General features: G+C 70.3%; 20 protein-coding genes. 2 read left to right on the top strand and 18 right to left on the bottom strand.

The genetic code is table 11. The features are described 5' to 3' along the window. The first annotated feature begins 113 nt into the window (after positions 1–113). A complete protein-coding gene (locus ABD339_RS21555) occupies positions 114–680 on the top strand; it encodes a hypothetical protein (RefSeq protein ID WP_344568046.1) in 567 nt (188 codons plus the stop codon). 147 nt (positions 681–827) lie between these two features. Here ABD339_RS21555 and ABD339_RS21550 read toward each other — a convergent pair whose 3' ends face one another. From ABD339_RS21550 to ABD339_RS21480, 15 genes are all read right to left on the bottom strand, one after another. Then, complete coding sequence (locus tag ABD339_RS21550) at positions 828–1,211, bottom strand: cupin domain-containing protein (RefSeq protein ID WP_344568045.1); 384 nt, start codon at positions 1,209–1,211, stop codon at positions 828–830. Between the two features lie 155 nt (positions 1,212–1,366). Further along, entirely contained in the window at positions 1,367–2,983 is a 1,617-nt protein-coding gene (nuoN, locus tag ABD339_RS21545; RefSeq protein WP_344568118.1) for an NADH-quinone oxidoreductase subunit NuoN, read from the bottom strand. A 35-nt stretch (positions 2,984–3,018) separates the two neighbouring features. Beyond that, positions 3,019–4,683 carry an NADH-quinone oxidoreductase subunit M gene (locus tag ABD339_RS21540; protein WP_344568044.1) on the bottom strand — a complete coding sequence of 555 codons (1,665 nt, stop codon included), beginning with the start codon at positions 4,681–4,683 and terminating at the stop codon, positions 3,019–3,021. 4 nt (positions 4,684–4,687) lie between these two features. Next, positions 4,688–6,634 (bottom strand): NADH-quinone oxidoreductase subunit L, encoded by a 1,947-nt coding sequence (nuoL, locus tag ABD339_RS21535; protein WP_344568043.1) that lies wholly within the window; start codon positions 6,632–6,634, stop codon positions 4,688–4,690. Positions 6,635–6,647: 13 nt separating this feature from the next. Continuing rightward, a complete protein-coding gene (nuoK, locus tag ABD339_RS21530) occupies positions 6,648–6,947 on the bottom strand; it encodes an NADH-quinone oxidoreductase subunit NuoK (RefSeq protein ID WP_344568042.1) in 300 nt (99 codons plus the stop codon). Next, positions 6,944–7,891 carry an NADH-quinone oxidoreductase subunit J gene (locus ABD339_RS21525; RefSeq protein ID WP_344568041.1) on the bottom strand — a complete coding sequence of 316 codons (948 nt, stop codon included), beginning with the start codon at positions 7,889–7,891 and terminating at the stop codon, positions 6,944–6,946. Before ABD339_RS21525 ends, nuoK begins: the two co-directional genes overlap by 4 nt. Then, a complete protein-coding gene (gene nuoI, locus ABD339_RS21520) occupies positions 7,888–8,520 on the bottom strand; it encodes an NADH-quinone oxidoreductase subunit NuoI (RefSeq protein ID WP_344568117.1) in 633 nt (210 codons plus the stop codon). The genes ABD339_RS21525 and nuoI overlap by 4 nt, the downstream gene beginning before the upstream one ends. Positions 8,521–8,557: 37 nt before the next feature. Next, entirely contained in the window at positions 8,558–9,964 is a 1,407-nt protein-coding gene (nuoH, locus tag ABD339_RS21515; protein ID WP_344568040.1) for an NADH-quinone oxidoreductase subunit NuoH, read from the bottom strand. Further along, the gene (locus tag ABD339_RS21510) at positions 9,961–12,507 is read right to left on the bottom strand and encodes an NADH-quinone oxidoreductase subunit G (protein ID WP_344568039.1); all 2,547 of its coding nucleotides are present in this window, start codon (positions 12,505–12,507) and stop codon (positions 9,961–9,963) included. The genes nuoH and ABD339_RS21510 overlap by 4 nt, the downstream gene beginning before the upstream one ends. Positions 12,508–12,610: 103 nt before the next feature. Next, entirely contained in the window at positions 12,611–13,945 is a 1,335-nt protein-coding gene (nuoF, locus tag ABD339_RS21505) for an NADH-quinone oxidoreductase subunit NuoF (RefSeq protein ID WP_344568116.1), read from the bottom strand. 92 nt (positions 13,946–14,037) lie between these two features. Continuing rightward, positions 14,038–14,811 (bottom strand): NADH-quinone oxidoreductase subunit NuoE, encoded by a 774-nt coding sequence (gene nuoE, locus ABD339_RS21500; protein WP_344568038.1) that lies wholly within the window; start codon positions 14,809–14,811, stop codon positions 14,038–14,040. Beyond that, positions 14,808–16,136, bottom strand: coding sequence for an NADH-quinone oxidoreductase subunit D (locus ABD339_RS21495; protein WP_344568037.1), 1,329 nt, complete (start codon positions 16,134–16,136; stop codon positions 14,808–14,810). Before ABD339_RS21495 ends, nuoE begins: the two co-directional genes overlap by 4 nt. Continuing rightward, complete coding sequence (locus ABD339_RS21490; RefSeq protein WP_425576052.1) at positions 16,137–16,844, bottom strand: NADH-quinone oxidoreductase subunit C; 708 nt, start codon at positions 16,842–16,844, stop codon at positions 16,137–16,139. Positions 16,845–16,970: 126 nt separating this feature from the next. Next, the gene (locus ABD339_RS21485) at positions 16,971–17,525 is read right to left on the bottom strand and encodes a NuoB/complex I 20 kDa subunit family protein (protein WP_344568035.1); all 555 of its coding nucleotides are present in this window, start codon (positions 17,523–17,525) and stop codon (positions 16,971–16,973) included. A 14-nt stretch (positions 17,526–17,539) separates the two neighbouring features. Beyond that, the gene (locus ABD339_RS21480; RefSeq protein WP_344568034.1) at positions 17,540–17,899 is read right to left on the bottom strand and encodes an NADH-quinone oxidoreductase subunit A; all 360 of its coding nucleotides are present in this window, start codon (positions 17,897–17,899) and stop codon (positions 17,540–17,542) included. A gap of 864 nt (positions 17,900–18,763) precedes the next feature. Between ABD339_RS21480 and ABD339_RS21475 the strand changes: the two genes are divergently transcribed. Beyond that, positions 18,764–19,573 carry a C40 family peptidase gene (locus tag ABD339_RS21475; RefSeq protein WP_344568033.1) on the top strand — a complete coding sequence of 270 codons (810 nt, stop codon included), beginning with the start codon at positions 18,764–18,766 and terminating at the stop codon, positions 19,571–19,573. A gap of 115 nt (positions 19,574–19,688) precedes the next feature. On the opposite strand, the gene ABD339_RS21470 is transcribed toward ABD339_RS21475, so the two are convergent. From ABD339_RS21470 to ABD339_RS21460, 3 genes are read right to left on the bottom strand one after another with little or no spacing between them, the layout of a single operon-like run. Continuing rightward, the gene (locus tag ABD339_RS21470; protein WP_344568032.1) at positions 19,689–20,894 is read right to left on the bottom strand and encodes a hypothetical protein; all 1,206 of its coding nucleotides are present in this window, start codon (positions 20,892–20,894) and stop codon (positions 19,689–19,691) included. A 30-nt stretch (positions 20,895–20,924) separates the two neighbouring features. After that, entirely contained in the window at positions 20,925–23,174 is a 2,250-nt protein-coding gene (locus tag ABD339_RS21465; RefSeq protein ID WP_344568031.1) for a DUF6571 family protein, read from the bottom strand. Positions 23,175–23,176: 2 nt separating this feature from the next. Then, the gene (locus ABD339_RS21460; protein ID WP_344568030.1) at positions 23,177–23,770 is read right to left on the bottom strand and encodes a hypothetical protein; all 594 of its coding nucleotides are present in this window, start codon (positions 23,768–23,770) and stop codon (positions 23,177–23,179) included. Between the last annotated feature and the right edge of the window lie 160 nt (positions 23,771–23,930).

Here is a 23,930-nt window from a genome sequence, read left to right as displayed (position 1 = left end):
CGGGCGGCTCCCCCGGCCCCTCCACGCGCTCCCCGGGCCGCCGCAGCGAAGGTACCGAGCTTCGCGGGCGCTGCTAGGTTGTCATGAGCTTGAAGGCCGATCGAGGAGGGCGAGTGCGCACGTCAGCACGGAGGGCGGGGGCGGTGGCCGCGGCAGCGGCGATCGCGCTGCTGCTGAGCGGCTGCGGAAGCAGCGACGACGACAAGGGCAAGGACGAAAAGGACGCCTCCCAGGGCGACCACGCGAAGAAGACCGCCGGTCCTACCCCTTCGGCGGACAAGGGCGCGGGCGGCAAGGGCGAGCTGCCCGGCGTGTGGACGGCGAAGGCGTCCGGCGAGAAGCTCACCTTGACCGTCGTCGGCAAGACCGCCTCCCTGCTCCGGGGCGAGAAGGTGTGCACCGGACAGGTCATGACCACCGGAGCGGACAGCGCGCTGGTCCTCAAGTGCCCCGGCGGCACGGGCGAGGACCGCAGCACCGGCAAGGTCGCCGAGCTGACGGCGAAGACCCTCAAGATCACCTGGAACGGCGGGGAGAGCGACACCTACACCAAGGTCGCCCAGTCCCCGGCGAAGCTGCCCAAGAACCCCGATGAGCTGAAGGACGTGCCCGGCCTCTCCGACAAGCTGCGCGAGGCCACGGTGGAGCCCGGAAAGGTCCGCGAGTACCCCGGCAACTGACGCCCCGCACCCGGCGGGAGCCCTACGCCGCGGCCCCGCGCCCCGGCCCGGAAGGCACCGCACAGCACCGTACCCGGAGCGCGGGCTCCGGTGCGCGCGACGGCCCGCCTTCCCCGTCCCGGCCGGCGGTCAGGGAAGGCGGGCCCGTCATGTCTCTCGCGGCGAGATCAGGTGCACCGACTCCTGCTCGCGCGGATCGGTGCGCGCCACCACCACCGTCACCGGCTCTTCTCCGGTCACCGGCATGTGCGGTGTGTTGGCGGGGACGTAGACCATGTCGCCCGGGTGCAGGGTGTCGCGGTTGCCGAGGTCCTCGCCGTGCCATATCTCGTGTTCACCGCTGACGACGTATATCGCCGATTCGTGGCCCGAGTGCAGGTGGGGCTCGCCGCGGGAGTTCGCCGGTATGTGCAGGACGTGCAGGCACAGCCCCTTCGCACCCACCGATTCGGCCGATACCCCCTCGGTGAAGATGCCGCCCTGTATCCCCTCGTATCCGTCGTTCTCCCGACGGAGAATCACACAACCCATGCTTCGAATTCCTACCGTTTCCGCACACCATTTGTCACTGGTACATCAAAAGACGCCACCAGCAGCCCAGTTGGGACTTCTGGTGGCGTCAGTGACGTGGCTTGATATGACGCCCCGTCAGGGTCTGTCCGGACGGCAGCCCGCCCGGCGGCGCGTCACCGGACGAACACCCCGGCGTGCCCGGCCAGATCCAGGAAGTACTGCGGCGCCACACCGAGCACGACCGTGACCACCACGCCGATGGCGATGGCCGAGGTCGTCATCACGCTCGGCACCGCCACGCTGGGCCCGTCGGCCTGCGGCTCGCTGAAGAACATCAGGACGATGACCCGCAGGTAGAAGAACGCCGCGATGGCCGAGGCGATCACACCGACCACGACCAGCGCCCCGGCGCCGCCCTCGGCCGCCGCCTTGAACACCGCGAACTTCCCCGCGAACCCGGAGGTGAGCGGAATGCCCGCGAACGCCAGCAGGAAGACGGCGAACACGGCGGCCAGCAGCGGCGAACGCCGCCCCAGGCCCGCCCACTTGGACAGGTGCGTCGCCTCGCCGCCCGCGTCCCGCACCAGCGTGACCACGGCGAAAGCGCCCAGCGTCACGAAAGAGTAGGCGCCCAGATAGAAGAGCACCGAGGAGATGCCGTTCTCCGAAGTGGCGATGACACCCGCCAGCAGGAACCCGGCGTGCGCGATCGAGGAGTAGGCCAGCAGCCGCTTGATGTCCGTCTGGGTGATGGCCACCACCGCACCGGCCAGCATGGTCAAGATCGCCACGCCCCACATCACCGGCCGCCAGTCCCAGCGCAGCCCCGGCAGCACCACGTACAGCAGCCGCAGCAGCGCGCCGAAGGCGGCGACCTTGGTGGCGGCGGCCATGAAGCCGGTCACCGGGGTCGGGGCGCCCTGGTACACATCCGGGGTCCACATGTGGAAGGGCACGGCGCCGACCTTGAAGAGCAGGCCCATCACCACCAGCGCGCCGCCGATCAGCAGCAGCGCGTCGTTGCCCATGGTGTCGGCCAGCACGGGGTCGGTCGCCACGTCGGAGCCGGAGATGACCCGCGCGATGCCCGAGTAGTTGACGGTGCCCGCGTAGCCGTACAGCAGCGCGATGCCGAACAGCAGGAACGCCGAGGAGAAGGCGCCCAGCAGGAAGTACTTGACCGCCGCCTCCTGCGACAGCAGCCGCCTGCGCCGCGCCAGCGCGCACAGCAGGTACAGCGGGAGGGAGAAGACCTCCAGCGCGATGAAGAGGGTCAGCAGGTCGTTGGCGGCCGGGAAGATCAGCATGCCGCCGACGGCGAACATCAGCAGGGGGAAGACCTCGGTGGTCGTCCAGCCCGCCTTGACCGCCGCGCGCTCGCCCTCACCACCCGGTACGGAGGCGGGCTGCGCGGCGAAGGAATCGACCCGCGCGCCGTGTGCCGCCGGCTCCAGCCGGCGCTCGGCGAAGGTGAAGACGCCCACGATGCCGACCAGCAGGATGGTGCCCTGCAAGAAGAGCGCCGGGCCGTCCACGGCGAGCGCGCCCATGCCGACGATCTGCGCCTTGCTGCCGCCCGAGCCGCTGGCCGCCAGCCCGACGACCGCGGCGAACGCGGCGGCCAGGCCCAGCAGCGACATGAAGACCTGCACCGGATACCGCGACTTGCGCGGCAGGAACGCCTCGATGACGATGCCGAGCGCGGCGACGCCCAGCACGATCAGCGTCGGCGAGAGCTTGCCGTACTCGATGCTGGGGGCCTGGAGCTTGTCGCCCTGGCCCGCCGCCATTGTCCACAGGCTGGGGACAGCCGTTTGCACCACGCTCACTCGTGGTCACCTCCGCCGTTCTCCGCGGGCTTGTAGGAGGTCCGGTGGTCGGCGACCCGGTGATCGGGCTTCGGATCGGTCTTCCGCACGTCGGACATGGTGTGCTCGACCGCCGGATCGACGATCTGGGTGAGCGATTTGGGGAACAGGCCGAGGAACAGCAGCAGCGCGATCAGCGGCGCCACCACGGCCATCTCCCGCACCTTCAGATCCGGCATCCGCTCGATCTCCGGCTTGAGGACCGGCCCCGTCATGGTGCGCTGGTAGAGCAGCAGTACATACAGCGCGGCCAGGATGATGCCCGCCGTGGCCACGATGCCCGCGACCGGATAGCGGCTGAACGTGCCGACCAGCACGAGGAATTCACTGACGAACGGCGCGAGCCCCGGCAGCGACAGCGTCGCCAGTCCGCCGACGAGGAACGTGCCGGCCAGTACCGGGGCCACCTTCTGCACCCCGCCGTAGTCCGCGATCAGGCGCGAGCCCCGGCGGGAGATGAGGAAGCCCGCCACCAGCATCAGCGCCGCCGTCGAGATGCCGTGGAAGACCATGTACAGCGTCGCACCGCCCTGCCCCTGGCTGGTCATCGCGAAGATGCCGAGGATGATGAAGCCGAAGTGGGAGATGGACGCGTAGGCGATCAGCCGCTTGATGTCCCGCTGCCCGACGGCCAGCAGCGCCCCGTACAGGATGCTGACCAGCGCGAGCGCGAGCACCACGGGGGTGGCCCAGTCGCTGGCGCCGGGGAAGAGGCCCAGGCAGAAGCGGAGCATCGCGAAGGTGCCGACCTTGTCGACGATCGCCGTGATGAGCACCGCGATCGGCGCCGTGGACTCGCCCATCGCGTTGGGCAGCCAGGTGTGCAGCGGCCACAGCGGCGCCTTGACGGCGAAGGCGAAGAAGAAGCCCAGGAACAGCAGCCGTTCGGTGGTGGCCGACATGGTCAGGTCGCCGCCTGCCCGTGCCTCCAGCAGCTTCTGGAGGGAGAAGGTGCCCTCGCCGAGCTGGTCGGCGCTGACGACGTACAGCCCGATGACGGCGGCCAGCATGATCAGCCCGCCGGCCAGGTTGTAGAGCAGGAACTTCACCGCCGCGTAGGAGCGCTGCTTGGCGCCCTCCTCCTCACCGGCGGCGTGCGCCCGGTCCCCGAAGCCGCCGATGAGGAAGTACATCGGGATGAGCATGGCCTCGAAGAAGATGTAGAAGAGGAAGACGTCGGTGGCGGCGAAGGAGATGAGGACCATCGCCTCGACGGCCAGGATCAGCGCGAAGAAGCCCTGCGTGGGACGCCACCTGGAAGTCGTCCGTTCGGCGCCGTCCCCGGAGTCCGCGTCGTGCCAGCCGGCGCCGATGACGAACGGGATCAGCAGCGCCGTCAGCCCGATCATCACCGCGCCGATGCCATCGACGCCCAGCTCGTAGCGGACCCCGAAGTCGGCGATCCACGCGTGCGATTCGGTCAGCTGGTAGCGGGCGCCGCCGGGGTCGAAGCGGACCAGCACCACCGCCGCGAGGACGAGCGTGGCCAGCGAGAACAGCAGCGCCAGCCACTTGGCGGCGGTCCGCCGGGCCGCCGGGACGGCCGCCGTGGCGACGGCCCCGACGGCGGGCAGCGCCGCCGTGACCGTCAGAAGAGGAAATCCTGTGCTTGCTACAGACATTGACTCAGACCGCCCTCATCAGCAGGGTGGCGGCGATCAGTACCGCCGCGCCGCCGAACATGGACACCGCGTAGGAGCGGGCGAAACCGTTCTGGAGCCGCCGCAGCCGCCCGGACAGCCCGCCGAAGGAGGCGGCCGTGCCGTTGACCGCGCCGTCCACCACCTTGTTGTCGGCGTAGACCAGGCTGCGGGTGAGATACGAACCGCCGTTGACCAGCACGATGTGGTTGAAGTCGTCCTGGAGCAGGTCGCGCCGGGCCGCGCGGGTCAGCAGCGAGCCGCGCGGCGCCACCGAGGGCACCGGCCGCCGCCCGTACTGGAGCCAGGCGGCGCCGACCCCGATGACCAGGGCGACGATCGTGGCGGTGGTGACCACGGGTGCCGATACCGGCGAGTGCCCGTGCTCGAACTGCGTCACCGGCTCCAGCCAGTGGACGAAGGACTCGCCCGCCTTGAAGAGCCCGCCCGCGAAGACCGAGCCGAAAGCCAGGACGATCATGGGGATCGTCATGGTCTTCGGGGACTCGTGCGGGTGCGGTTCGGCGTGCTCGCCCCGTGTTTCGGCGGCGGGCTCCACATCGGTCTCGGCCGGGGAGGGGGTGGCCGCCTTGCGCCAGCGCTCCTCGCCGAAGAACGTCAGCACCATCACCCGCGTCATGTAGTACGCGGTGATCGCGGCGCCCAGCAGGGTCACCGCGCCCAGGATCCAGCCCTGGGTGCCGCCCTTGGCGAACGCGGCCTCGATGATCTGGTCCTTGGAGAAGAAGCCGGACAGCCCGGGGAAGCCGATGATCGCCAGATAGCCGAGGCCGAACGTCACGAAGGTGACCGGCATGTGCTTGCGCAGGCCCCCGTAGCGGCGCATGTTCACCTCGTCGTTCATCCCGTGCATCACGGAACCGGCGCCGAGGAAGAGCCCCGCCTTGAAGAAGCCGTGGGTGACCAGGTGCATGATCGCGAACGCGTAGCCGATCGGGCCGAGTCCGGCGGCCAGGATCATGTAGCCGATCTGCGACATCGTCGAGCCCGCCAGGGCCTTCTTGATGTCGTCCTTCGCGCAACCGACGATCGCACCGAACAGCAGCGTGACCGCGCCGACGACGACCACCGCCGTCTGCGCGTCCGGCGCCGCGTTGAAGATCGCGCCGGAGCGGGTGATGAGGTAGACGCCCGCGGTCACCATCGTCGCCGCGTGGATGAGGGCCGAGACCGGAGTCGGGCCCTCCATCGCGTCGCCCAGCCAGGACTGGAGCGGCACCTGGGCCGACTTGCCGCAGGCGGCCAGCAGCAGCATCAGCCCGATGGCGGTCAGCTTGCCCTCGCCCGCGTCCGTCGCGCTGGAGAGCACCGGCGCGAAGGCGAAGGTCCCGAACGTGCTGAACATCAGGAAGATGGCGATGGCCAGGCCCGCGTCACCGACCCGGTTGACCAGGAACGCCTTCTTCGCCGCCGCCGCGGCCGTCGGCTTGTGCTGCCAGAACCCGATCAGCAGGTAGGAGGCCAGGCCCACGCCCTCCCAGCCGACGTACAGCAGCAGGTAGTTGTCGGCGAGGACGAGCAGCAGCATCGCCGCCAGGAACAGGTTCAGATAGGCGAAGAAGCGGCGGCGCCCGGGGTCGTGCGCCATGTAGCCGACCGAGTAGAGGTGGATGAGCGTGCCCACGCCGGTGATCAGCAGGACGAACGTCATCGAGAGCTGGTCGAGCTGGAAGGCGACGTCGGCCTGGAAGCCCTCCACCGGCACCCACGACCACAGGTGCGAGTGCATGGCGCGGTGTCCGCCGCCCTTGCCGAGCATGTCGAAGAAGAAGGCGGCGCCCAGCGCGAAGGAGACGGCGGCGAGCAGCGTCGCCACCCAGTGCCCCGTCCGCTCCAGGCGCCGGCCGCCGCACAGCAGCACCGCGGCGCCCAGCAGGGGCGCGCCGATGAGCAGTCCGATCAATGACTCCACTGGTTCGTACCCCTCACAACTTCATCAGGCTGGCGTCGTCGACCGAGGCCGAGTGGCGGGAGCGGTAGAGCATCACGATGATCGCCAGCCCGACGACGACCTCGGCGGCGGCGACGACCATGACGAAGAACGCCATGATCTGGCCGTCGAGGTTGCCGTGCATGCGGGAGAAGGCGACCAGGGTCAAGTTGGCCGCGTTGAGCATCAGCTCGATGCACATGAACACCACGATGGCGTTGCGCCGCAGGAGCACTCCGGTGGCGCCGATGGTGAACAGCAGCGCTGCCAGGTAGACGTAGTTGACGGGGCTCACTTGGCTGCCTCCTCGCGCTCGTCGGCGGCGCCCTGGGCCCCGGGGCTCTCCCGACCGCGCCGTCGTTCGGCGGCCTCGGCGGCCTTCTCGCCCGGGTCCTTCGGGCCGGGGTAGGGGCGCTGGCCGTGGTGGTCGGCGGTGCGCTGTTCCAGTGCGGCCAGGCTCGCCATCTGTTCGGCGCTGACCTCGCGGATCTGGCCGCGCTCGCGCAGGGTGGGGCTGACACTGATGTCGGCGGGGGTGCCGTCGGGCAGCAGGGCCGGCCGGTCCACCGCGTTGTGCCGGGCGTAGACGCCGGGTGCGGGCAGCGGCGGCACCTGCTTGCCCCTGCGGACCCGCTCCTCGGACTGCTCGCGCTGGGACTTGCTCTTCTCGATGCGCTCACGGTGGGTCAGCAGCGTGGCGCCGACGGCGGCGACGGTCAGCAGCGCGCCGACCACCTCGAAGGCGACCACGTACTTGGTGAACAGCAGCGAGGCCAGCGCCGGGACGTTGCCCTCGGCGTTGGCGGCGCCCAGCCCGTTGAAGCTCGCGACGGGGGTCTGGGCGAGCCCCGCGATCAGCAGGATGCCGAGGCCGAGCGCGCATCCGGCGGCCAGCCAGCGCTGCCCCTTGAGGGTCTCCTTGAGGGAGTCGGCCGCGCTGACGCCGACCAGCATCAGCACGAACAAGAACAGCATCATGACCGCGCCGGTGTAGACGACGATCTGGACGACGCCCAGGAAGTAGGCGCCGTTGGCGAGGTAGAACAGCGCCAGGATGATCATGGTCCCGGCCAGGCAGAGCGCGCTGTGCACCGCCCGGCGCATCAGCACGGTGCCGAGCCCGCCGAGCACGGCGAAGGTGCCCAGCAGCCAGAACTGGACGGCCTCCCCGGTGGAGGTGGCGGCGGCGGCGAGCGAGGCGGTGTCCGCGAGTGCCGCGGGGCCGGCGAGCGCGGTCATCGGTCACCCTCCCCGGATCCGGTCTCGGTGCCGCCGGTCATGGCCCCCCGGGCCGCGGCCCGCGAGTCCAGTCCGTCCCCCGCGGCGGCGGCCGGCTCGTCCGGGCCCCAGGTGTCGGCCGACTCCTGGGGTACGGCGGTATCCCGTACCCGCTGCGGCTGCGTACCGGGCGCGGCCTCGCTGACCAGGCCCTGGTAGTAGTCCTTCTCGGTCATGCCCGGGTAGATGGCGTGCGGGGAGTCGACCATGCCCTCCTCCAGGCCCGCGAGCAGTTCCTCTTTCGTGTAGATGAGGGACTGCCGGGAGGAGTCGGCCAGTTCGTACTCGTTGGTCATCGTCAGCGCCCGGGTGGGGCACGCCTCGACGCACAGGCCGCACAGGATGCAGCGCAGATAGTTGATCTGGTAGACGCGGCCGTAGCGCTCGCCCGGCGAGTAGCGCTCCTCCTCGGTGTTGTCCGCGCCCTCCACATAGATCGCGTCGGCGGGACAGGCCCAGGCGCACAGCTCGCAGCCGACGCACTTCTCCAGCCCGTCCGGGTGCCGGTTGAGCTGGTGGCGGCCGTGGAAGCGCGGCGCCGTGGGTTTCTTGTACTCGGGGTACTGCTCGGTCAGCCGCTTCTTGAACATGTCCTTGAAGGTCACGCCGAAGCCGGCCACGGGATTCTCAGGCACCGTCAGCCCCCTTGCTCTCGGTTCCGTCAGTGGTTCCGGCGGCGACCGGTTCGCGGTCGCGGCCGGCGCGCGAGGGGCGTCGTGGCACCGGCGGCGGTTTCTGGCCGGGCAGCGGCGGGACGGGGAAGCCGCCGGCCATCGGGTCGAACGCCCCGTCCTTCGCGGGCCGTCCGTCACCCGGCGGCCCCTCGGACTCGGAATCGTCATCGCCGCCGCCGCGGAAGAAGTCGATGACGAAGGTGATCAGCAGCAGGCCCAGCGCCGTCCCGGCGACCCAGTAGACGACCTCGCTGTAGTCGTAGCCCTCGTTGCGCATGGCGCGGACGGTGGCCACCAGCATCAGCCACACCAGGGCGACCGGGATGAGGAGTTTCCAGCCCAGCGTCATGAACTGGTCGTAGCGCACCCGGGGCAGGGTGCCGCGCAGCCAGACGAAGACGAAGATGAGCACGGCGAGCTTGGCGGTGAACCAGAGCATCGGCCACCAGCCGTGGTTGGCGCCCTCCCACCAGGTGGAGATCGGCGCCGGGGCCCGCCAGCCGCCCAGGAAGAGGGTGACGGCGAGCGCGGAGACGGTGACCAGGTGGATGTACTCGGTCAGCATGAACATCGCGAACTTGATCGAGCTGTACTCGGTCTGGAAGCCCGCGACCAGGTCGCCCTCGGACTCCGGCATGTCGAACGGCGCGCGGTGCGCCTCGCCGACCATCGACACCAGGTAGATGAGGAAGGAGACCGGCAGCAGATAGGCGAACCAGCCGTCCGCCTGCTCCGCGACGATCGTCGAGGTGGACATCGAGCCGGAGTAGAGGAAGACCGCGGCGAAGCTGAGGCCCATCGCGATCTCGTAGCTGATGATCTGGGCCGTCGCGCGGACCCCGCCCAGCAGCGGATACGTCGATCCGGACGACCAGCCGGCCAGCACCACCCCGTAGGAGGCGATGGAGGCGGTGGCCAGGATGAACAGGACGGCGACGGGCATGTCCGTCAGCTGCATCGTCGTGCGGTGGCCGAAGACCGAGATCTCGTTGTCCGCCGGGCCGAACGGGATGACCGCGATCGCCATGAAGGCGGGCACCGCGCCGATGACGGGGGCCAGCAGGTAGACGAGCTTGTCGCTCCCCTTGACGGTGATGTCCTCCTTGAGCATCAGCTTCACACCGTCGGCGAGCGACTGGAGCATGCCCCAGGGGCCGTGCCGGTTGGGCCCGATGCGCAGCTGCATCCAGCCCACGATCTTCCGCTCGAAGACGATGGACAGCAGCACCGTCAGCATCATGAACGCGAAGCAGAAGACGGCCTTGAGCGCGATCAGCCACCAGGGGTCCGTGCCGAACATCGACAGGTCCTCGGCGGCGAGGACGCTCTGGGACGGGGCGGCCAGGGCGAGAGCACTCATGCGGCGCCTCCCTCCTCGGGCTTGTGGTCGTGGGCGGACGCGGAGGACCCGGCGAGCCCGCCGGAGGGGCCGATACGGACCAGTTCACCGGGGCCGGCCCCGGTATCGGCCGCGACGCCGCGGCCGGCCGAGTTCAGTGGCAGCCACACCACCCGGTCGGGCATCTCGGTGATCCGCAGCGGGAAGCGCACCTGGCCCCTCGGCCCGGTGACGGCCAGTTCGTCGCCGTCCCCGACCCCGGCCTCGGCGGCCGTCGCGGCGGAGAGCCGGGCCAAGGCCGCGTGCCGGGTTCCGGCCAGCGCCTCGTCGCCCTCCTGGAGCCGCCCCTGGTCGAGCAGCAGCCGGTGCCCGGCGAGCACGGCCTCCCCGGCGGCGGGCTGGGGCACCGAGCGCGCCCCCGTCCCCGGAGCCGGTGACAGTACGGCCTCCATCTCGTGGACGGTGTGGCCGAGCCGGTCCAGCTCGCCGCGCGCCATGCGGACATCGGGCAGCCCCAGGTGCACATCGAGGGCGTCCGCCAGCATGTTCAACGCCCGTGCGTCGGGCTGCACATGACGGCGCGTCATCTGGTCGGGCTTGACGGCGGCCTCGAACAGCCGGGCGCGGCCCTCCCAGTTGAGGAAGGTGCCCGACTTCTCCACCGCGGCGGAGACCGGCAGCACCACATCGGCCCGGTCGGTGACCTCGCTGGGCCGCAGCTCCAGGCTGACGACGAACTCCGCCGCGTCCAGGGCCCGCAGCGCCAGCGCCGGATCGGGCAGATCCTCGACGCCGACACCGCCGACGACCAGCGCCGACAACTCGCCGTCGGCGGCGGCCTGGAGGATCTGCGAGGTGTCGCGCCCCGGCTCCGACGGCAGTTCGGCCACCCCCCACACCCGGGCGACCTCGGCGCGGGCCGCCGCGTCGGCGACCGGCCGGGCCCCCGGCAGCAGCGTGCCCAGCGCGCCCGCCTCGATCGCGCCCCGCTCCCCCGCGCGGCGCGGCACCCACGCCAGGGTGGCGCCGGTGGCGGCGGCGGTGCGTACGGCGGCGGTGAGCGCACCGGGCACGGTGGCCAGCCGCTCGCCGACGAGGATGACCGAACCCTCGGCCCGCAGCGCCTCGGCCGCCTCACTCCCCCGCTCCTCAAGACCGACGCCGCCCGCGAGCCCGTCCAGCCACTCGGTCTCGGTGCCGGGCGCGGCACACAGCAGGGTGCCGCCCGCCTTCTCCAGGCCCCGGGTGGCGTAGGGGGCGATCGCGAAGGTGCGCTGCCGGCGGGTGCGCCACGCCTTGCGCAGCCGCAGGAAGATGCCGGGCGCCTCCTCCTCGGCCTCAAGTCCGGCCAGCAGCACGGTGGGCGCGGCCTCCAGCGCGCGGTAGGTGAGCCCTCCCCCGCCCAGGTCCTTGCCCTTGCCGGCCACGTGCGCGGTCAAGAAGGCGCTCTCCTCGGCGGAGTGGGCCCGTGCGCGGAAGTCGATGTCGTTGGTGCGCAGCGCGACGCGGGCGAACTTGGCGTAGGCGTACGCGTCCTCGACGGTGACCCGCCCGCCGGTCAGCACCCCGGCCCGGCCGCGCGCCCCTTCGAGCCCGCGGGCCGCGGCCTCCAGCGCCTCGGGCCAGCTCGCCGGGGCCAGTCGGCCGTCCGCACCGCGCACCAGCGGGGTGGTGAGCCGGTCGGGCCGCTGCGCGTAGCGGAACGCGAAGCGGCCCTTGTCGCAGAGCCACTCCTCGTTGACCTCGGGATCGTTGGCCGCCAGCCGCCGCATGACCTTGCCGCGCCGGTGGTCGGTGCGGGTGGCGCAGCCGCCGGAGCAGTGCTCGCACACGCTGGGCGAGGAGGTGAGGTCGAAGGGGCGGGAGCGGAACCGGTAGGCGGCCGAGGTGAGCGCGCCGACCGGGCAGATCTGGATGGTGTTGCCGGAGAAGTAGGACTCGAACGGGGTGTCCTCACCGGTGCCCACCTGCTGGAGAGCGCCCCGCTCCAGCAGCTCGATCATGGGGTCGCCCGCGATCTGGTTGGAGAAGCGGGTGCAGCGCGCGCACAGCACGCACCGCTCCCGGTCGAGCAGCACCTGCTTCGAGATGCCGACGGGCTTCTCGAAGGTGCGCTTCTTGCCCTCGAAGCGGGAGTCGGCGTCGCCGTGCGACATCGCCTGGTTCTGCAAGGGGCACTCGCCGCCCTTGTCGCAGACCGGGCAGTCCAGCGGGTGGTTGATGAGCAGCAGCTCCATCACACCGCGCTGGGCCTTGCTGGCCGGCTCGGAGGTGAGGTGGGTCTTGACGACCATGCCGTCGGTGCACTGGATGGTGCAGGACGCCATGGGCTTGCGCTGGCCCTCGACCTCCACGATGCACTGCCGGCAGGCACCGGCCGGGTCGAGCAGCGGGTGGTCGCAAAAGCGCGGGATCTCGATACCGAGCTGTTCGGCGGCGCGGATGACCAGCGTGCCCTTGGGGACGGAGATCTCCGCTCCGTCGATGGTCAGCGACACGAGGTCTTCCGGCGGTGGAGCGACCTCCCCTCTTCCGGAGGGCGAGGCAGGGGTGGTGACGGTCATGCGTGCACCTCCGGTGGGGACGCGTTGTTCCGGTCGCGAGGTTCTTCCGGGAATCCGGGGCGGGCCCGGCGGGGTCCGGGGCGGGCCCGGCGGTCGGCCACGGTCACGCGGTCACCCCCGCGCGCGGCGCGCCCGCCGCGTCCGCCCAGACCGTGGACCTCGCGGGGTCGAAGGGGCAGCCGCGCCCGCCGAGATGGGCCTCGTACTCGTCGCGGAAGTACTGGAGCGAGGAGAAGATCGGGGAGGCCGCGCCGTCGCCGAGGGCGCAGAAGGACTTGCCGTTGATGTTGTCGGCGATGTCGGCGATCTTCTCCAGGTCGGCCCCCGACGCCTTGCCGGCCTCGATGTCCCGCATCAGCTGGACGAGCCAGTAGGTGCCCTCGCGGCAGGGGGTGCACTTGCCGCAGGACTCGTGCGCGTAGAACTCGGTCCAGCGGGTGACGGCCCGCACCACGCAGGTGGTCTCGTCGAAGCACTGGAGGGCCTTGGTGCCCAGCATGGAGCCCGCGTTGCCGACGCCCTCGTAGTCGAGGGGGACATCGAGGTGCTCGGCGGTGAGCAGCGGGGTGGAGGAGCCGCCCGGGGTCCAGAACTTCAGCTGGTGGCCCGGGCGCATGCCGCCGCTCATGTCGAGGAGCTGGCGCAGGGTGATGCCGAGCGGGGCCTCGTACTGGCCGGGACGGGCCACATGGCCGCTGAGCGAGTAGAGCGTGAAGCCGGGGGACTTCTCGCTGCCCATCGAACGGAACCAGTCCTTGCCCTTGTTGACGAGGGCGGGAACCGAGGCGATGGACTCGACGTTGTTCACCACCGTGGGGCAGGCGTACAGACCGGCGACGGCCGGGAAGGGAGGCCGCAGCCTCGGCTGCCCCCGGCGGCCCTCCAGCGAGTCGAGCAGCGCGGTCTCCTCACCGCAGATGTACGCGCCGGCGCCGGCGTGCACGGTCAGCGTCAGGTCCTTGCCCGGCCCCAGCGCGTCCTTGCCGAGATATCCGGCCTCCCGCGCCTCGCGCACCGCCTCGTGCAGCCGCCGCAGCACCGGCACGACCTCGCCGCGCAGATAGATGAAGGCGTGGCTGGAGCGGATGGCGTGACAGGCGATGACGATGCCCTCGATGAGGGAGTGCGGGTTGGCGAAGAGGAGGGGGATGTCCTTGCAGGTGCCCGGCTCGGACTCGTCGGCGTTGACGACGAGATAGTGCGGCTTGCCGTCGCCCTGCGGGATGAACTGCCACTTCATCCCGGTGGGGAAACCGGCGCCGCCGCGCCCCCGCAGGCCCGCTTCCTTGACGTAGGCGATCAGGTCGTCCGGGTCCATGGCCAGCGCCTTGCGCAGGCCCTGGTAGCCGTCGTGCCGCCGGTAGGCCGCCAGCGTGTAGGAGTCGTCCTCGTCCCAGTGCGCGGACAGCACCGGGGTGAGGAGCTTTTCGGGGCTCATGTCCGGCGGGCCGGAGTGGGGCTGGTGGTCCGCGTGGTCCTGGGACCTGGTGGTGTCGTCCTGGCCGCTGCCGCCCTGGGCTGCCACGGTCATCACTCCCCCTCCTCGTCGGCCGCCGCACGGCGTGGGGCGACGACGCCCGGCGCGGTCTCCCCCTTGGCGAGCCGCAGGCCCACCAGAGAGGCCGGACCCGCGCTGCCGGTGGCGGCGTTGGCGTCGGCGCGCCGGTCGGGGAAGCCCGCGAGGATGCGCGCCGTCTCCTTGAACGTGCACAGCGGGGCGCCGCGGGTGGGTTCGACCTCGCGCCCGGCGCGCAGGTCATCGACGATCCGCCGCGCGCTCTCCGGCGTCTGGTTGTCGAAGAACTCCCAGTTGACCATCATCACGGGCGCGAAGTCGCAGGCCGCGTTGCACTCGACGTGCTCCAGGGTGACCTTGCCGTCCCCGGTGGTCTCCCCGTCGCCCACGGCCAGATGCTCGCGCAGCGCCGCGTAGATGGCGTCGCCGCCCATCACCGCGCACAGGGTGTTGGTGCACACCCCGACCTGGTAGTCGCCCGAGGGCTTGCGGCGGTACATGGTGTAGAAGGTCGCCACGGCGTTGACCTCGGCCGTGGTCAGTCCGAGCTGTTCGGCGCAGAACCGCTGTCCCGTGCGGGTGACGTGCCCCTCCTCCGACTGCACCAGGTGCAGCAGCGGCAGCAGCGCCGAGCGGGAGTCGGGGTAGCGGGCGATGATCTCGCGGGCGTCCGCCTCCAGCCGCTCCCGCACCTCGGCGGGGTAGTCGGGCGCGGGCATCTGCGGGATGCCGATCTCCACGGCCCCCGCCGGGTTCTGTGCCGGAGTCTGTGCCGGCTGTCCGCTCATCGGTCGACGCCTCCCATCACGGGGTCGAGGGACGCGACGGCCACGATGACGTCCGCGACCTGGCCGCCCTCGCACATCGCCGCCACGGATTGCAGGTTGGTGAAGGAGGGGTCGCGGAAGTGCACACGGTAGGGGCGGGTCCCGCCGTCGCTGACCACATGCGCGCCCAGCTCGCCCTTGGGCGACTCGACCGCCGCGTACGTCTGGCCCGGTGGCACCCGGAAGCCCTCGGTCACCAGCTTGAAGTGGTGGATGAGGGCCTCCATGGAGGTGCCCATGATGTTCTTGATGTGATCGAGGCTGTTGCCGAGCCCGTCGGGGCCGAGCGCGAGCTGCGCGGGCCAGGCGATCTTCTTGTCACCGACCATGACGGGGCCGGGCTCCAGCCGGTCCACGCACTGCTCGATGATGCGCAGCGACTGGCGCATCTCCTCCATGCGCAGCAGGAAGCGGCCGTAGGAGTCGCACGTATCGACGGTGGGGACCTCGAAGTCGTAGGTCTCGTATCCGCAATACGGCTGCGCCTTGCGCAGGTCGTGCGGGAGCCCGGCCGAGCGCAGGATCGGCCCGGTGGCGCCCAGTGCCATGCAGCCGGCCAGATCGAGGTAGCCGATGTCCTTCAGCCGGGCCTTGAAGACGGGGTTGCCGGTGGCGAGCGCGTCGTACTCCGGCAAGTTCTTCCGCATCTTCTTCACGAACTCGCGCAGCGCGTCGACGGTGCCGGGCGGCAGGTCCTGCGAGAGGCCGCCGGGACGGATGTAGGCGGAGTTCATCCGCAGCCCGGTGATCAGCTCGTAGAGGTCCAGGACCAGTTCGCGGTCGCGGAAGCCGAAGATCATGATCGTGGTGGCGCCCAGTTCCATGCCGCCGGTGGCGATGGCCACCAGGTGCGAGGAGATCCGGTTCAGCTCCATCATCAGGACGCGGATGACGTTGGCGCGGTCGGGGATGTCGTCCTCGATGCCCAGCAGCCGCTCGACGCCCATGCAGTACGCCGCCTCGTTGAAGAACGGCGTCAGGTAGTCCATGCGCGTCACGAAGGTGGTGCCCTGGGTCCAGGTGCGGAACTCCAGGTTCTTCTCGATGCCGGTGTGCAGATAGCCGATGCCGCAGCGGGCCTCGGTGACCGTCTCACCGTCGATCTCCAGGATGAGCCGCAGCACACCGTGTGTGGAGGGGTGCTGGGGGCCCATGTTGAGGATGATCCGCTCGTCGTCGCTCTTGACGGCGTGTGCGGCCAGCTCGTCCCAGTCCCCGCCCGTGACGTCGTAGACGGTGCCTTCGGTGGTCTCCCGGATACCGGCGGGTGCGTGTGTGGTGGACATTTAGCTGTACGACCTCCGCTGGTCAGGAGCGGGAATCTGGGCACCCTTGTATTCGACGGGAATGCCGCCGAGGGGGTAGTCCTTGCGCTGCGGGAAGCCCTGCCAGTCGTCGGGCATTATGATCCGCGTCAAACCCGGATGCCCGTCGAAGATCAGGCCGTAGAAGTCGTACGTCTCGCGCTCGTGCCAGTCGTTGGTCGGGTAGACCTCGACGATCGAGGGGACGTGCGGATCCGCGTCCGGGGCGCTGACCTCCAGCCGGATCAGCCGGTTGTGGGTGATCGAGCGCAGGTGGTAGACGGCGTGCAGCTCGCGGCCCTTGTCACCGGGATAGTGGACGCCGCTGACCCCGGTGCACAGCTCGAAGCGGAGCGCCGGGTCGTCGCGCAGGGTGCGAGCGACGCGGAGCAGATGCTCGCGGGCGATGTGGAAGGTCAGCTCGCCGCGGTCCACGACGGTCTTCTCGATGGCGTTCTCCGGGAGCAGCCCCTGCTCCTCCAGCGCCCCCTCCAACTCGTCGGCGACTTCGTCGAAGGATCCATATCCGGCTCCGCCGCGTGGGTCGCCGTAGGGCCGGTTGCTGGCGCCGGGCAGCCGTACGGTGCGCACGAGGCCGCCGTAGCCGGAGGTGTCACCGCCGTTGTTGGCGCCGAACATCCCGCGCCGTACCCCGATGACCTCACCGGCCTCCCGGGCCTGGGCCGGCACGGAGCCGTTGCCGTCGCCGTTCGCACGCTCATCACTCACAGCGCCCCCTTTCGTTCGCTTCTCCGCCCGCGCGGCACAGCGCGCGCATCATCCTCGGCCGCGACCCGGCAGCCGCGCGTGCGTCGCTCACCGAAGCAGCCCCTTCATCTCGATCGTCGGCAGCGCCTTCATGGCCGCTTCCTCCGCCGCGCGGGCCGCTTCCTTCTGGTTGACGCCGAGCTTGGAATGCAGAATCTGCTCGTGGAGCTTGAGAATGGCGTCCAGCAGCATTTCGGGGCGCGGGGGGCAGCCGGGCAGATAGATATCGACGGGGACGACGTGATCGACTCCCTGCACGATCGCGTAGTTGTTGAACATGCCGCCCGAGGAGGCGCAGACGCCCATGGAGATGACCCACTTGGGGTTGGGCATCTGGTCGTAGACCTGCCGCAGCACCGGGGCCATCTTCTGGCTCACCCTGCCCGCCACGATCATGAGGTCCGCCTGGCGGGGTGAGCCGCGGAAGACTTCCATCCCGAAGCGGGCGAGGTCGTAGCGGCCGGCTCCCGTCGTCATCATCTCGATGGCGCAGCAGGCGAGCCCGAAGGTCGCCGGGAATATCGACGACTTGCGCGCCGCCCCGGCCATCTTCTCGACGGTGCTCAGCAGAAAGCCGCTCGGCAGTTTCTCTTCAAGTCCCATTGCTTATCCTGCCCCTAGTCCCATTCCAGGCCGCCGCGCCGCCAGTCGTAGGCGTACGCGATACCGATGAGGGCGACGAAGACCAGCATTTCGACGAGCCCGAACATCCCGAGTGAGTCGAAATGCACGGCCCACGGGTAGAGGAAGACGATTTCGATGTCGAAGATGATGAAGAGCATCGCCGTCAGGTAGTACTTCACCGGGAAGCGCCCGCCCCCGGCGGGCTGCGGCGTGGGCTCGATGCCGCACTCGTATGCCTCCAGCTTGGCCCGGTTGTAGCGCTTGGGACCGACGACCGAGGCCACGGCCACGGAGAAGACCGTGAACCCCGCCGCGATGGCTCCCAGTACGAGGATTGGTGTGTAGACGTTCACCGCTCCCGTCTCCCTCCAGGCGTCGACTCTGACTACCGGCAGACCGCTGGGCCGCTGTGTGCCCCCACGAAGATCGCTCCTATGTGAGGCAGTTCACAAGCCCTGTTCGCAGGCATCTTAAGCCCGGCCCTCTGTGATCTGCGACACGGGGTACGGCAACTGCTTTGTGATCTCCACCACCTGACGGTGAATCATCCGTTCGGGCGAGCGGTGATCTTCATACGCAAAGCCCACGGATGATCACCCGAGGTGACGTTTCGACGGTGCTCACACCCCTTGACGGTCGATCGCTGTATCAGGCACGGGCATGCACAGGCAAATTCGCGCTGGACACAACTGCCTGGTATGCGACGACCACTTGCGCTCGTGCGATCGTGAACGCCGGCACAAGCCGGGAGGCGGCGCGAAGCGCGCGGCAGCGGTGGGGCTCGCGCGCGACCCTGGCGACCCTCCCCATGACAGAGCGGCCCCACCCCACGACAAAGGGGTTACCCCTCGGACAGCAAGGGGCGACCCCTCTCGCCGGCAAAGAGAAATAGGGAGATACGGACCCAACGCCCCATTTGCGCGAAGAGTTGACCGGTGCCCCCGACGCGAGGCCGCGCGGGAATGTGACCTGCACCACCCGAAAGCCCGACGATCTTCTTCACCTTTGCGCGTCGAATCCGGCCGTGATATTGCCGTGACAAAAACTCCGGCATTGCGGACAACTGCATGGTCACAGCCTCGTAGTTGGGCAATGATCACGGTGGCCGGGCACCCTTACGGGGTCTCCCGGAGGGGCCAACTGGCGGTGTACGCGACGACTGTGGCGCATCGCACGATTGTTGAGCGGAGGGTTCGGCGCCTGCTAGGCATGCCCTCATGTCCCCGAAAGCTCAGATACCCAGCCACCGGAAGCCCCGCTCCAGCAAGATGAACACGGCGCTGCGTGCGGGCATGACGGGCGGCGTCATGGGCACCATCGCCCTCACCACGGCGGCGGCTCCGGCCCTCGCGGCCGACAAGGACGCGCCGGCCCAGACCCAGGAGCTGCCCAAGCTCTCCGGCGACCTGGCCGGTTCCACCACGCGCGCGGCCCAGTCCCTCCAGACCTCCGCTCAGCAGTACGAGCTGCAGGACGCCCAAGAGGCCGCCGCGGCCAAGGCCAAGAAGCAGGCCCAGGAGAACAAGAAGAAGGCGGAGGCCAAGGCCCGCGCCGAGGCCAAGCGCAAGGCGGAGGCCGCCAGCAAGGCCCGCGCCGCCGAGCGGAAGGCCGCTGCCCCCGCCTCCCGCTCCGCCGAGCGCGCCACGCTCAACACCGCCTCCGCTCCCAAGGGCGGCAACGTGGCGACCGTCCTCAGCTTCCTGCGGGCGCAGGTGGGCAAGTCCTACGTCATGGGCGCCACCGGCCCCTCCGCCTATGACTGCTCCGGACTGACCGGTGCCGCCTTCAAGCAGGTCGGCATCGACCTGCCGCGCACCTCGCAGCCGCAGTCCACGGCCGGCACCCCGGTCTCCCTCAGCAACCTCCAGCCCGGTGACCTCCTCTACTGGGGCAGCGCGGGCAGCGCCTACCACGTGGGCGTGTACGTCGGCGGCGGCAAGTTCATCGGCGCCCAGAACTCCTCCACCGGTGTCGTCGAGCGCCCCCTGAGCTACGACCAGCCCACCGGCGCGGTCCGCGTCCTCTGACGCACTCGCTCACCCGAACCCGCTGAGGGCCCCACCGCACGACGGAGCGGTGGGGCCCTCGGCGTGTCCGCGGCCGGCCGACCGGGTACGGAGGCCCGACCGTGCGCAGGGCCGCTCAGGGCAGTTTCACATCGCCGCACCCGTGCCGCTCCGCCGACTGCCGGGCGAACGCGGAGAGGGCGTCGGCGCGGAAGGCGGGCGGGTTCCCCGTCGTGGGCACCTTGCCCGCGCCCGTCCTCGTGTCGTTGTCCGGGACGCCGTGGAGCAGGAAGAGGGCCCGGGTGCCGGTGCCGTGGCCCGTACCGGTGCCCGGGCAGGAGGCGGTGGCCCAGGTGAGGGTGCCGTCCTTCTCCTGGCCCCGCTCGCCGCTCACGCGTGCGGCGAACCTCTTGGTGAAGTCCTCGGCGTAGGGGCCGTAGTACGCGGACATCCAGTACGCGGGCAGTTGGGCGTCCCCGGCCGTGGTGAGGACGCAGTCCTCGACGGGGGCCGACCCGCTCGCCGGGGGCGCCCACGTGTGGCCCAGGCCGAGGCGTGCGGCGCGCGCGGCCAGCGGGCGCAGCCCCGCGCACGTACCCGGGGCCGTGGCGAGCCCTGACGGGTGGGCGCGGGGGCTGCCGGTGAGCCCGGCGAGCGAGCCCTCGGCCGGATGGTCGCAACCGGCCGCATCCGCGGCCTTCTCGGCGGACTCGACCACGGCGGCGGCGAACCTATGCCGCCCGGCGGAGGAGAGCCCGGCACCGTTCCCCGTCCCCCGGTCGAGACGGGCGTTGACGGTCAGGCTCCCGGCCCTCTCGCCGGCCTCGTTGGCCTTGCTGCCCCTGTTCCCCTCGCCGCCCTTGCTGCCTTTGCTGTTCTCGTTGCCCTTGCTGTTCTCGTTGCCGCACTGGAGCCAGAGGCTGACGGTGGCCCGGCCCTGGTCGCTCATCAGCACGCCGGGCCAGGAGCCGAGGGGCGAGACGGGGGCGCTGTAGGCGAACAGGCGGGTGCGGTCGAGCAGGCGCGTGGCCGCGTCGTCCTCCGAACCCCAGCGCACCTGAAGGCTCATGCTGCTGTCCCCGTCCCGGGCTCTGGCCACGCAGGAGGCCGGTGTCCCGTCCGGGCCGGTGTCCTTCGCCCCCACGTCCCGGCTGCCGAGCACGGTACGGATCTGCGGAGCCGCCAGGATGCCCCCGCAGGCGCGGGAGAGCTGCCGCTCCTCCCGCCACGACTGGAGCGTGCCCGTTCCGTACAGCACCCCGCCCACGAGCAGGAGACAGGCCAGTCCGCTCAGGAGAGCGAGGGCCAGCGGCCCGCGACGGGGCTTCCACGACTGCGGCATGGCCGCAGGCTATCCAGGCCCGCTCCTGCGCTAGTCCGGGCGGCCCAGGTTGATGAGGGCCTTCTCCCGTGAGTCCGCGTAGCTGCCCTGGCCGACGCCCTGGAGCTTCTCGACCTGGGGGCTGGGCTTCCCCGACTCGATGCCCGTATCGCCGCCTTGGGCTCCCACCCAGGAGGTGGCGAGGTCGTTCATCTGCTTCTGGCCCGTGTGGAAGACGTTCGCGCTCTCCTTGGCGCCGACCGCGTTGGCGTCCGCGATCGCGTTCTTGGTCCAGTCGTACATACCGAAGTCCACGATCCGGTTGGCGATATCGACGCCGGGCACCCCGACGGTCGCGGCCTTGGGCGGGATGAAGTCGATGAGCGCGTTGGCGGAGTTGACGTGGTGGTTGACGTCGCGGGCCCACTGGACGGCGGCGTCGCGCTTGTCGAGGGCGATGTCGGTCATGACCCCGTCGTAGTGGCCCCAGACGTTGCCCACGTTCTGCATCGCCACATCGCGGGTGTCGATGGCCTTGGTGTCCCCCTCGATGGGGATGCCGGCCAGGCTGTCGGCGGAGTACTGCCGCTCGGCGTTGAACATGTCGGCGAAGGCCGCCGGGTCCTCCGCCACGCCCCGCATGACCTTGTCCAGCGCCTGCTCCGAGAGGGCCACCCGGACGTTGCCGTCGGTGTCCTTCCACACCCCTTGTGCGAGGTGCTGGTCGTTTTGGTAGCCGGGGTTGGTGCCGGTCAGGATCTCGTGCACGTCGGGGGTGTAGTCGGTGAGGATGTGCCCCAGCGGCGCCCGGAGGTTGGTGGGCATCTTGTCGTCGAGGTGGGAGACGGCGTACTGCATCACGCGCGCCTGCTCGTCCGTGTGCCCGCCCAGCGGGTGGTGGGTGCCGGGCACGTTGCCCGTGGCCGCCGCCTCCAGCGCCTGGCCGAAGCCGCCGCGATCGGAGAGGTCTGCCAGTTCTTTCATGCTCATCGGCGCCGCGCCGGCCCCGTTGAAGAGGTAGTCGGGCCAGTCCCGCTTCTTCATCAGGTATTCGAGGCGGTCACTGCCCTTGGGGTCGAGGTAGGTGGTGGAGGCGTCCGGGTCCTTGCTCATGAGGCCCAGCACGCCGTCCAGGGGGTCGTGTTCGATGCCCTTCTGGCCCGGTTTGCCGTTCCACTGGTCCCACAGCCCGCGGTCCTTGTTCTTCTCCTCGGTCTCCCGGATGTCGTCACCCAGCGACTGGAGGAACGAGCCGTCGTAGGGGCCGCCGCGCTTCATCAGGGTGACGAACTCCTGGTAGCCGCGGACCGGCTCGGTGTTGCTGCCGAAGTTCTTGGCGCCGATCTTCTGGAGGCCGCCGAGGAAGTCCTTGGTGAACTTCCCGTCCCCGCTGTCGAGCCAGGTCTTGTACTCCTTCGAGGTGACCGGCAGCTTGCTGATGTCCTTCGGCGCGCGGGTCGCGGTCGCCAGCGTGGTGGCGACGCTCTTCTCCAGCGAGTCGCCGTCCTTGCCCATGCCGCGCAGCTCGCGGCCCAGCTTGACGGTGTTCTCCGGGCCCAGGCCGTTGAGGAACGTCTGGCTGAACGCCTTGTCCCCCTCGTTGCCCTTCACCAGGGTGCGGAACTCGTTCAGGTCCTTCGTATCGACGTCCTCGCCGCCGGCGATTCTGGTGCCGATGTCCTTGGCGCGCTGCGCCTCGTACCACTCGGGGTCGTCCTTGGCCGCGCTGTTGAAGCCGCCGTTGACGCCCTTCCCGTCGACGTCCTTGGTGACGTCCTCCAGAGCCACCCGGTGGCCGAAGTCGGCCCTGTCGATCGCTTTGACCTGCTCCTTGATGTCGTCGCTCCAGCCCTGCTCGGCCTCGGCGATGTCGCCGGTCTTCTTCTTGTAGGCCGCCAGCTCTTCCGGCGTCATGTCGCGGAACTTCTTCGCGTCGTAGTCGGTGGTGACCTTCCCGGTGACGGGGTCCACCTTGTAGCCCTTCGCGCGGGCGTCCTTGACCAGTTCCTTCAGCGCCTCCTGGAGCCGGTGCAGCTCCGTGTACGCCTCGTCCAGCAGTCCGGCGACCTTGTGCGCCTCGATCTTGGCGGCGGACAGTTCGTGCGCGGTGACGGCGCCGCTCTTGGCCGCGGCACTGTAGCCGAGGCCGATCCAGTTGCCGTTGCCGAGGGAGCCGCGTACGTGGGTGTCGTAGTTCGTCTTGAGGGTGCCGAACTTGTCGCCCATCTCCTTCCACTCGTCGGCGGCGGAGCTGAGGACCGACAGGTCCGTGGTCATCGCGTCCTGATAGGTGAGAGCCATGACTACCTCGGCGGGGCGGGGAGGGTGGGCGCCAGCGGGCCGTTCGGATTCCTGGCCGGATCCGGCTTCGCGATGAGGGAGGGCGTGTCCTCGGTGACGCCGCCGCCGGGGGCTCCCGGCGGGAAGAGGCCGGTGAGCTGCGAGCCGGTGAGATCGTCGTTGAGCAGGTAGCCGTTGTGGGCGGCGCGCAGCGCGCCCATCTCCCCGTTGAGGCGCGCCAGCACGTTGTTGACCTGCTGGCCCCAGTGCTTCATCGCCGTGTTGAGGCCGGTCTTGACCTCCCACTTGTCCAGCTCGCCCGGCCCGCCGAAGGGGACCACGTCGGTGCGTCCGGCGGGAGCCGCGCCGGTGGCGGTCTGGGTGGCGCCGCCCGCGTGCTTACCGGCCTTGACGGTGTCCGGAAGCAGGTGTTCCTCGACGTATTTCGCGGCCTTCTTCTTGGCCGCCGGCGTGGTCAGCACCCCCTGGCCCTCGGCCGGGAGTTCGGGGCCGCCCCCGCCCCCGCCGCCGTCCGCCTCGTTGAGCCGCATGCGCGTGGCGTCCTGCCGTGCGCTCGCCGCGGCTTTGTGCTGCGCCCACTCGTCCTCGAACGTCATCGCTGACCCACACCCCCGTGCCGCCGACGCCTTGGTAGCGGGGCTCACTCGGCAGGAGCCGGCCCCGCCAGCCGACGGTATAGGCATTCCGCGACTCTGACACCCCCTGCCCCAGAACGGTCCCCGGCCCGGGACGGTCTCGTGACGAAGCAACAAGCAG

This window comes from Streptomyces axinellae (assembly GCF_039532135.1).
Lineage (GTDB): Bacteria > Actinomycetota > Actinomycetes > Streptomycetales > Streptomycetaceae > Streptomyces > Streptomyces axinellae.
This window is presented reverse-complemented; position numbering and strand designations above follow the sequence as displayed.

What these genes read in the sequence shown, in the direction of transcription:
- nuoI (WP_344568117.1), bottom strand. Translation starts at nt 8,520, where the DNA reads ATGTTCAAGAAGCGGCTGACCGAGCAGTACCCCGAGTACAAGAAACCC.
- ABD339_RS21470 (WP_344568032.1), bottom strand. Translation starts at nt 20,894, where the DNA reads ATGCCGCAGTCGTGGAAGCCCCGTCGCGGGCCGCTGGCCCTCGCTCTC.
- nuoH (WP_344568040.1), bottom strand. Translation starts at nt 9,964, where the DNA reads ATGAGTGCTCTCGCCCTGGCCGCCCCGTCCCAGAGCGTCCTCGCCGCC.
- ABD339_RS21540 (WP_344568044.1), bottom strand. Translation starts at nt 4,683, where the DNA reads ATGTCTGTAGCAAGCACAGGATTTCCTCTTCTGACGGTCACGGCGGCG.
- ABD339_RS21475 (WP_344568033.1), top strand. Translation starts at nt 18,764, where the DNA reads ATGTCCCCGAAAGCTCAGATACCCAGCCACCGGAAGCCCCGCTCCAGC.
- nuoN (WP_344568118.1), bottom strand. Translation starts at nt 2,983, where the DNA reads ATGGCGGCGGGCCAGGGCGACAAGCTCCAGGCCCCCAGCATCGAGTAC.
- ABD339_RS21495 (WP_344568037.1), bottom strand. Translation starts at nt 16,136, where the DNA reads ATGTCCACCACACACGCACCCGCCGGTATCCGGGAGACCACCGAAGGC.
- ABD339_RS21485 (WP_344568035.1), bottom strand. Translation starts at nt 17,525, where the DNA reads ATGGGACTTGAAGAGAAACTGCCGAGCGGCTTTCTGCTGAGCACCGTC.
- ABD339_RS21525 (WP_344568041.1), bottom strand. Translation starts at nt 7,891, where the DNA reads ATGACCGCGCTCGCCGGCCCCGCGGCACTCGCGGACACCGCCTCGCTC.
- ABD339_RS21550 (WP_344568045.1), bottom strand. Translation starts at nt 1,211, where the DNA reads ATGGGTTGTGTGATTCTCCGTCGGGAGAACGACGGATACGAGGGGATA.
- ABD339_RS21460 (WP_344568030.1), bottom strand. Translation starts at nt 23,770, where the DNA reads ATGACGTTCGAGGACGAGTGGGCGCAGCACAAAGCCGCGGCGAGCGCA.
- ABD339_RS21465 (WP_344568031.1), bottom strand. Translation starts at nt 23,174, where the DNA reads ATGGCTCTCACCTATCAGGACGCGATGACCACGGACCTGTCGGTCCTC.
- nuoF (WP_344568116.1), bottom strand. Translation starts at nt 13,945, where the DNA reads ATGAGCCCCGAAAAGCTCCTCACCCCGGTGCTGTCCGCGCACTGGGAC.
- nuoE (WP_344568038.1), bottom strand. Translation starts at nt 14,811, where the DNA reads ATGAGCGGACAGCCGGCACAGACTCCGGCACAGAACCCGGCGGGGGCC.
- ABD339_RS21510 (WP_344568039.1), bottom strand. Translation starts at nt 12,507, where the DNA reads ATGACCGTCACCACCCCTGCCTCGCCCTCCGGAAGAGGGGAGGTCGCT.